Source organism: Limosilactobacillus albertensis, assembly GCF_014145555.1.
Classification (GTDB): domain Bacteria; phylum Bacillota; class Bacilli; order Lactobacillales; family Lactobacillaceae; genus Limosilactobacillus; species Limosilactobacillus albertensis.
The window spans coordinates 1-6,099 of sequence record NZ_JACIVD010000046.1; the positions used below are offsets into that span (position 1 = coordinate 1).

Genomic DNA, 6,099 nt, shown 5'->3' on the forward strand with positions numbered 1-6,099 from the left:
CGCCGTTTGTAAAATTAAGTTAGAAAAATAAAAAAGCCATTTGTGATAGACTTTTGAATAACCACAAACAAAAGTAAAGGAACATCACAAATGACTTATAAACATCTTACCACACGTGAACTAACCCTCATAGCTAATTTTTGGCACCAAGGTACGAAGGCTTATCAAGCTGCTAAACTGCTTAAACGAAGCCAAGAAACTATTTACCGAGTCTATCGATTTCTTGATAGCGGTAAGACCATTGCACAGTATCTTAAGGCTTACCAACGGAATAAGCAGCGTTGTGGTCGTAAGCAGGCTCAGCTAGCCAAGGATGAGATCAGCTACATCAATGAGCAGGTTAAAGCGGGCTGGACACCTGATACGATCATTGGTCGAGCAGAACGGACAATTAGCTGTAGTATGCGGACACTTTATCGGATGTTTGCTCGTGGACAGTACAATTTTGCCGTCCAGCAATTACCGATGAAAGGCAAGCGACACCCCAATGGCTATGTCGAACGACGTGGTAAGGCGGGGCATCTCGGTCGGAGTATTTACCAGCGATACCATGATTTTCCTCACTACCAACACGAGTTTGGTCACTTTGAAGCTGATACTGTTCAAGGAAAAGCTCATCGTGGTGCGGTCATGACCTTGGTGGAACGTCAATCTAAGGTGATGATTGTGCTTAACGTTCATCGTAAAACTGATGAAGCAGTTAACTATCACTTGGATAAATGGCTTTCTAAAATACCTCGTCATTTCGTTAAGTCGATTACCTTTGATAATGGTAAGGAATTCGCGGGCTGGCGTGAGATTGCCAATAAACATGATCTTCATACTTATTTTGCGGAGGTTGGAGCGCCCAATCAACGCGGCCTGAATGAAAACAATAATGGTATCTTACGTCGTGACGGTCTCAGTAAACGATTAGACTTCCGTAATTTACCAGATGAACTAATCACCCAGCTGATGCACAAACGAAATACTATTCCACGGAAGTCACTTCACTACCGCACACCACTTGAAGTATTCCTAAGTCACGTCACAGATGAACAGCTTTCAACATTTTTCTAATTTAAATTGACATTTCGGGAGTAAAAAAGATAAACTCCAAAAATCAGAAAATTTTTAGAGTTTATCTTTCAGTTAATAGATTGTTAAATTTGATTCAAAAATAGTAAAGGGATTGGAAAATATTTTCCGATTCCTTTTTTATGCTGTTTTAACCTGCATCCATTTAGAAATACCAATTGAAATTGCTACCCCTATCCCTAATGGAAGAAAGGCAGTAAAGTTAAGGTGACACACCTCGAATAACATAAATAGGGCCATCAGCGGTGCTTGTTGAGAAGCAGCTAAAAATAATGAGGCACCAATCACAGCACATTGCGCGAAAGTCACAAATGGAAAAAGCTGAATATATGGTATTCCGAGAAAAACGCCAATCACGGCCCCCGCAGCAATAGATGGCGTCAGTGTTCCTCCGTATCCCCCACACTTAATTGTAAATAAAGTAATAATTACTTTTGCAAACAATCCAAACAATAAGGCAGCGATGACTTGCTTGTTAATAACCGTTGTATTCATGGCTAGTTGAGCCAACCCTCGTCCATTTCCCATAATTTGGGGGTAAAATGTCGCTACTGCTCCTGCTGAAAGTGATAAAAGAGGCAGTTCCCACAATAGATTCTTATTTGTTACCCGTTTATTAGAAGCAAGTTTAACGCCACGTTTAAACCATGTTCCAACGACCCCTAAAATTAAACCGAGGACAAGTGCAAATGGAACTGTCAGCAATGAAAAATCACGAGTTCCAACGATGTAGTACGGGTCAAACCCTTTTAAGATTGAACCAATCATCGTTGCAATTACCGACATAATTAGGCTTACTGAAACAGACCGCGCGTTAATTCGGCGATATAAAATCTCAAGGCAAAAAACAGTTCCGGTGATTGGTGCAATATAGACACCAGCAAATCCGGCGCCTGCAGCTGCCGCGATTAATAATCGTTTATCCTCAGCATTTAAATGCAACCATCGATAACGGTCAAATGTTCTTTCCCATTTTTGGGCAATCGCTGCCCCTGCTTCTCGTGGTGCTAATTCACGACCGATAGAATTACCGGTTCCAACAAAGAAAATTTGGGTAATAACATGAATCAAAGTTTTAGAAAGAGGCATCTTTTTCCCGTTTAAAGCGCCTTTAATACTAACAGGCCGGTAATGCCGCTGAAGCAAATACCAAACGATAGCCGCGATTATCCCCCCAATAAAAACCGAAATAAATCGATGAGTAGGAAAAATATTAATATTAACCGGGACCCTATTAGTCTCATTAAAGTTCAAAAAATAATGCTCAGTAATATCAAGAATGGCACTTAATATTAGTGAGCTAAAACCGACAACAGTTCCAAGAACAACCGTTGCAATTGCTAATGAAATATTTTCTTGGTTCTCTTTCATACTATCTCTATCGCTCCTACATAATTATCAGTTTTTAGTTTATCATGAATACTACTAAAAAGATAATAACGCCTTCGAGACTTTATATTGAATATTATGTAAACTAAAATCAGTTCGTAAAAAATAAGCCTCAGTACACGATAAGACCGTATTCTGAGACCTGATATTAAACTATTTTTGAATATATTCTTGTGCTTTTTGGTTGTATACAAAAGTAAGCTTTCGATCATTCAACTCAACAAAAATCTTATGGTAGTTCTTGTCATAGCCATTATGAGTCATCTTTATTGTGACATTATCCCCATCAGCGTTAATTTGGTAAAGATTGTATTTGCCATCTTGGTAATCAAAATCAAGGCCATTATCCTGATAATGAGTATACGTGCCATTTTTTCCATACACGCGGAACGTCATTGTCTTATCAGGCTCATCACTAATATGACTTACTTCTGCACCCCATGGAATAATTGTATCCTTTTTAACAAATAGCGGGAGTTTATCTAGTGGTGCATCTACTAGAATTGATCGTTTACCTGCATATTCAACACCATTCCAAAAATCAATCCAGTTTCCAGCTGGAAGATAGACGGCCCGTGTATTCTGGCCTTCTTGTACAACTGGTGCTACTAAGAGTTGATCCCCAACCATGTATTCGTCATTAATCGTTCGGGTTTCTGGATCGTTATCATAATTTAAAACTAATGGACGCATAATTCCAAGCCCGGTCTTTGTTTCGCAATAACAAAGATCATATAAGAAAGGAATAAAGCGATAACGTAATTTAAGGTATTTGCGATAAATAGTAAGTGTCGGTTCGCCGAATACCCACGGTTCTTGTGAGCGGGTTCCCATTGAAGCATGATTACGATATAGCGGACTAAATAATGCACCTTCTATCCAACGCGTCAATATTTCGGCAGTTGCATCAGCGCCAAAACCACCGATATCGGTCCCTGCAAAAGTAAAACCACTCATACCCAAGTTACATAGTTGTGGAATCATCATTTGTAAGTGAGGCCAAAGACTTTGATTATCACCGGTCCAAACTGTTGAATATTTTTGCGTTCCCGCATATGCAGCCCGTGTAATTACATATGGACGTTTGTGGCTGTATTTTTTAAGACCTTCATAGGTTGCTTTAGCCATATTATGCCCATAAACATTATGCAGCTTTTTGTGAGTAGATGGACGATCACCATCACTAAAGACGATATCATCAGGAATATCACCTTCAAATGAAGCAGGTTCATTCATATCATCCCAGATTCCACCAGTGCCAACATCAACAAGATATTTACAATTATCAGCCCACCATTGTTGTACTTCTTGTCGGCCAAAATCAGGAAAGACAGAGTCGCCAGGCCACACCTTATTAACATAGACCGTCCCATCAGGATTTTTGGCAAAATATCCTTTCTTGAGCCCTTCCTTATAAATCTTATACTTTTTATCTTTTTTCACTCCAGGATCAATTATTGGCATGACCCGAAAACCTTGGTCGCGTAATTTCTTAACAAACTCTTTCGGATCAGCGAATTTTTCTTTGTTCCAGGTAAATACACGGTAACCGTCCATGTAGTCAATATCAAAATGAATGACATCGCATGGTAGGTCGTTTTCACGTAGCTTAGTAGTAATTTCCTCTACTTTTTCGGGGCTAACGCTATACCCCCATCGTGATTGCTGGTACCCTAACACCCATTTCTGTGGCAAGGGGACCCGTCCAGTTAAATAAGTATAGCTAGTTACGATGTCCTTAAGACTGTGACCGCCGATGATATAGTAATCAAGATTCCCAGCTACTGCGGAATAAAAATAGTAATTAGAATTTTCCTTACCAAGGTCAAAATGACTTCGATAAGTGTTATCAAAGAATAGGCCGTATGGATGACCATTTTTTAAACCAAGCATAAAGGGAATTGATTTATAAAGCCGGGTAAAACTTTCTACTTGGGGAGCCGGATTATCAGTGTTCCAATTATCATATTCATAGCCGCGCTTATTTAAGTAACCAGTCTTGTCTCCTAGACCATATATTTGTTCATCAACGGCTAAAGATTTAATTACTTCAAAGTAAGTTTTATCTTTGTCACTGCCACCAGCAATATCATGACCCTCAGCAGCAACCAATTTTGCATGAGCTTCATCTAATCCGCGGTCAATTGGCGTACGTTTTCCACGATAGTCAATAACTAAGGGATTTCCCTTTTCATCATACACATCAATTTTTTCATTACCGTAGATTTTAACGGTCAAAGCTGATGTTGATAGTTCGAAATGGTCACCATGATCTAATACTGTAAAATTAGTTTTGATTGTTTTATCATTTTCAATCGCATATGACGATCCCTTTTCACCGTGATCTTGAAAAACGCGAATTATTTCAGGCGTAATTACTGACAAAGTGATAGAGCTATTATCATAATTAACCGTAACATTTTGATCAACAGACGCATATCCACGCAATTGGTTATTCATTGGTTGTCATCCTTCCTACATTTACTTAATTTAATTGTATCGCTATTACCAAAAATGTAAACGTTTTCCTAACTGATTTTTTAAGTTTTGTTGTAAATGATATATAATTAAAGATAAATTTATATAGTAAATGAGGCATAAAGTCATGCATAAAAGAATGAAAATATGGCTAGGAGTTCTTTGCTGGATTTTATTTGGAATCCTACTTTTCAATGTTCTGCATAAAACTTCTATTATTCATTCAATAGATTCAGTTGGTTTTTGGCTTGTTAAACCAGTTTCGCAACTCAAAACAAAACTTTTAACCGAATTAACTTTTTTAGGAGATCCAGTAACTGTTGGAATTTTAACAATTGGACTAATGCTATTATTGTGGCGGCATAGGAGAATAGCGGATAGCGTTTGGTATGGAATGCTTCAATTTATTGGTTATTGTTTAGTAATTTTAATTAAATATAGTGTTATTCGCCCACGACCAACCAGTAGATTAATTGCTGTTGGCGGATACAGTTTCCCTAGTGGTCATACATTTTCAACTATTATTCTTACCTTTACTTTATTAGCAATTTTAGTTCCAAAATGTAAGAAGAAATCACAAAAAATCTTAGTAATTCTATGTGGAATTTTATGGATCACTATTATCATGTATTCCCGTGTATATTTACACGCCCATTATCTAACCGATGTTATTGGAGCATTTTTACTTGCTTGTGGTTGGTGGTTATTGGCAAATAGTCAACGTAAAACATTTTTTTACTGGCTTCAAAAACCTATAAAAATATAATAATTATTAGCACTCATTCGTATAGCAGGATAAGTAATCAGTAATAATATGTATTGGGAAAATAGCGTCATGAGCTGCCAAAAATGGTAATTCATAGCTGATAAAATCCTAGTATAGGGATTTTGGGATTACTATGGCTAGACGTATTGATATAGACTGCACCATAACAAGCGGCTTTTTGTTTCGTATACTTGCTTTGCTCACGTACTTAACTAAGTTAAAAGCATAAAAAAGGGTTACATACCAAAACTGATACGTAACCCTTTTTTACTAGCGTGGCAACGTCCTATCCTCGCAGGGAGCGATCCCCCAACTACTTTCGGCGTGTTGAAGCTTAACTTCTGTGTTCGGCATGGGTACAGGTGTATCCTTCAAGCCATCATCACCAC

Annotated in this window: 4 protein-coding genes and 1 rRNA gene; 2 read left to right on the top strand and 3 right to left on the bottom strand. The window is 38.0% G+C overall.

Translation table 11 applies throughout. The features are described 5' to 3' along the window. The first annotated feature begins 90 nt into the window (after positions 1-90). Entirely contained in the window at positions 91-1,059 is a 969-nt protein-coding gene (locus tag H5S41_RS01770; protein WP_085720378.1) for an IS30 family transposase, read from the top strand. A 138-nt stretch (positions 1,060-1,197) separates the two neighbouring features. On the opposite strand, the gene H5S41_RS01775 is transcribed toward H5S41_RS01770, so the two are convergent. Both H5S41_RS01775 and H5S41_RS01780 read right to left on the bottom strand, forming a co-directional pair. Continuing rightward, complete coding sequence (locus tag H5S41_RS01775; RefSeq protein WP_182601904.1) at positions 1,198-2,448, bottom strand: chloride channel protein; 1,251 nt, start codon at positions 2,446-2,448, stop codon at positions 1,198-1,200. Between the two features lie 171 nt (positions 2,449-2,619). Then, a complete protein-coding gene (locus H5S41_RS01780) occupies positions 2,620-4,926 on the bottom strand; it encodes a glycoside hydrolase family 31 protein (RefSeq protein ID WP_182601906.1) in 2,307 nt (768 codons plus the stop codon). A 145-nt stretch (positions 4,927-5,071) separates the two neighbouring features. On the opposite strand from H5S41_RS01780, the gene H5S41_RS01785 reads away from it, so the two are divergent. After that, positions 5,072-5,710 (top strand): phosphatase PAP2 family protein, encoded by a 639-nt coding sequence (locus H5S41_RS01785; protein WP_182601908.1) that lies wholly within the window; start codon positions 5,072-5,074, stop codon positions 5,708-5,710. Positions 5,711-5,983: 273 nt separating this feature from the next. Here the strand turns inward: H5S41_RS01785 and rrf are convergent. Further along, a 5S ribosomal RNA gene (gene rrf, locus H5S41_RS01790) occupies positions 5,984-6,099 on the bottom strand.

What these genes read in the sequence shown, in the direction of transcription:
- H5S41_RS01770 (WP_085720378.1), top strand. Translation starts at nt 91, where the DNA reads ATGACTTATAAACATCTTACCACACGTGAACTAACCCTCATAGCTAAT.
- H5S41_RS01775 (WP_182601904.1), bottom strand. Translation starts at nt 2,448, where the DNA reads ATGAAAGAGAACCAAGAAAATATTTCATTAGCAATTGCAACGGTTGTT.
- H5S41_RS01780 (WP_182601906.1), bottom strand. Translation starts at nt 4,926, where the DNA reads ATGAATAACCAATTGCGTGGATATGCGTCTGTTGATCAAAATGTTACG.
- H5S41_RS01785 (WP_182601908.1), top strand. Translation starts at nt 5,072, where the DNA reads ATGCATAAAAGAATGAAAATATGGCTAGGAGTTCTTTGCTGGATTTTA.